This is a genomic window from Pseudoalteromonas sp. SMS1, assembly GCF_021530565.1.
GTDB lineage: Bacteria > Pseudomonadota > Gammaproteobacteria > Enterobacterales > Alteromonadaceae > Pseudoalteromonas.
The window spans coordinates 1-2,303 of record NZ_JAKGBI010000010.1; the positions used below are offsets into that span (position 1 = coordinate 1).

Annotated in this window: 1 protein-coding gene; it reads right to left on the reverse strand. The window is 48.1% G+C overall.

Going from position 1 to position 2,303, the window contains the following annotated elements; translation table 11 throughout:
- A partial coding sequence (locus tag L1286_RS12445) for a beta strand repeat-containing protein (protein WP_235407378.1) occupies nt 1-2,303 on the reverse strand: 2,303 nt, incomplete at both ends.

Sequence of the window (2,303 nt, forward strand, 5' to 3'; positions counted from 1 at the left end):
TAAATTACTTAGCTGCTGTGTGGCTGATGTCACCGTGCCATTGCCCGTGACATTGGTGCCACCGTGACTGCTCGAAATCGTATAACTGTAAGTTGCCCCCACTTCGGCACCGGTAAAGCTAAATGATGCCGCTCCTTTCTCTGCATTGGAATAAGCTGAATCACCGAATGCGACACTATGTCCACTGGGTGCTTGGGTATCCAAAGTCAGTGATAAGTTGCCAGCAGCATTCGTAGAATTCCCCGCATTGTCAATGGATTGCGCCGAGATGCTGTGGCTGCCAGCCTGTAAAGTAGAAGTTGTGATACTCCAAGCCCCTCCTGACACAGTGGTGCTGCCGATGTTGCCATCTAAATTGGACGAGAGGTTAATGGTGTCCCCAGTTGTGCCTGTGCCTGTAATAGTTGGGGTCGTATCATTGGTAATATTATCTGTATTTGACGAACCAGAGTCACTGGTTGCGAAGAGATCTGGTACGCTGGGTGCGTTGGGTGCTGACGTATCAATGGTCACATTCAAAGCACTCGAGGCGCTGCTTTCATTGCTGCTCGCATCCGTTGCTTTGGCTGTAATCGCATGGGTAGTGGCAGACAAGGTGGTCGCCGTAATTTGCCAATTTCCGCCTGTCGCGGTAGCGCTACCAATGACCGTATTGCCAGACTGGTCACTGTAGAGTCTTACGGTACTGCCAGACTCAGCCGTACCGCTAAATGTTGGCGTGGTATCAGACGTATAGTTGTCAGTACTTGATCCGCCGGAATCAGAGCCAGAGTCCAAATCAGGCGTCGACGGGGCATTGGGCGCCACATCATCTGATACCGTCACAGTAAACGATTTTTGGAATGTTGTCGTGCCATCATTCGTTTGCAGACAAACAATGTAGTTACCGGCTGTGAGGGCGGATTGAGTTTGTAAATTTGAACCGCTGATCTGAAAACTGCTGTTCCCAGAATTAGCAGAGCACGTTCCACTGGCGCTGCTGCCACTGGTGACCAGAGTATATGTATGGCTATCACCACTATCCAAATCGGTGGAGGACAGGCTACCCACATTGGTTGCAGCGCCTGTTGCGGATTGATTGATACTGTTCGCCGAAAGCGTAATATCAGTGGGCGCATCATTTTGTGCTGTAATATTGACCACAGCTTGGTTGGTACCAGTACTGTTTGCAGTACCATCATTAAATGTATAGTCGAGCGTGACACTTGAAGGTGGATCTTCGGAAGTATTGGCGTAAGAAATAGACTGAATAACCCCGTCGACAATTGCTGAGGTCGCACTGGTATTAAACGTCAGGACCAAAGTACCCGCCGAGTTAGTGGTCACAGTCCCCACACTGATGCCATTGTAGGTAAACGTACTGCCTTGGGTCAGGGTCCCTAAAAGACTCAGATTCGCAAAAACATCTTGCGCATTGGCGCCGCCATTTCTCGAAATCGTTAAACTACCATTATTATAATTACCGACTCCCCCATTAAGGGCATCAAGCTCCGTATCAGCAATGGTTACATCGCTATCAATCGCTACCGCAGAGCCATTTTCAATAAACGTTGATAGTCCATTCAATGCGCTGAAAACAGGCGTATCATTTGCTGCAATCATTGTTATGACAGTATTGGCACCACTATCAGCAACCGTAAAGTCCAAGCTTGCGCCAGGCAAGTTTGAAAGCGTTAAAGCGGTTTCAACACTGGCAAAATCAGTTGCATCGGTATCAACTTGCAGGGTGCCATTGCCATTAAAACGAACGTTATTAGTCGTCAAGCCTGTCACGCCAGTGAGAGTTATAATGTCACCCACAGCGAGGTCTGCGATGGTATCTCCATTCAAGTCTGACGCACTACCGATAAACGTATCATTGCCCCCATTACCTGTCATTGAGTCCGTTCCAGCCCCCGGTCTAATGGTATCTGCGCTGTCACCACCTGTAATTGTATCGTTACCCGTTAAATCGGTTGCAGAGATCACCAAGCTATCTCCAGCGAGTGACGCTGCATTAATCGTAACCCCTGCACTGATTGCTGAACCAGATGAATTGGTGACTGTGACACTGCCACCATTTGATGAAAAGTTATCAGGAATTGTAACGGAAAATACACTGTTAGAACCCAAAGCAATATTTTCAACGCTGGACACATTGGTGGTGCTAAAATCAAAAGTTCCACCATTGACTAACGCAAGGCCCTCACTTCCAGCGCCACCATTAATCGCAGTAGAAAAATCACTGACATTTTGTGAATCAATGGTCACGGTTGCGCCACTCGCCAGAGAGAGAGTACTGACACTGTCTCTTATACACATCT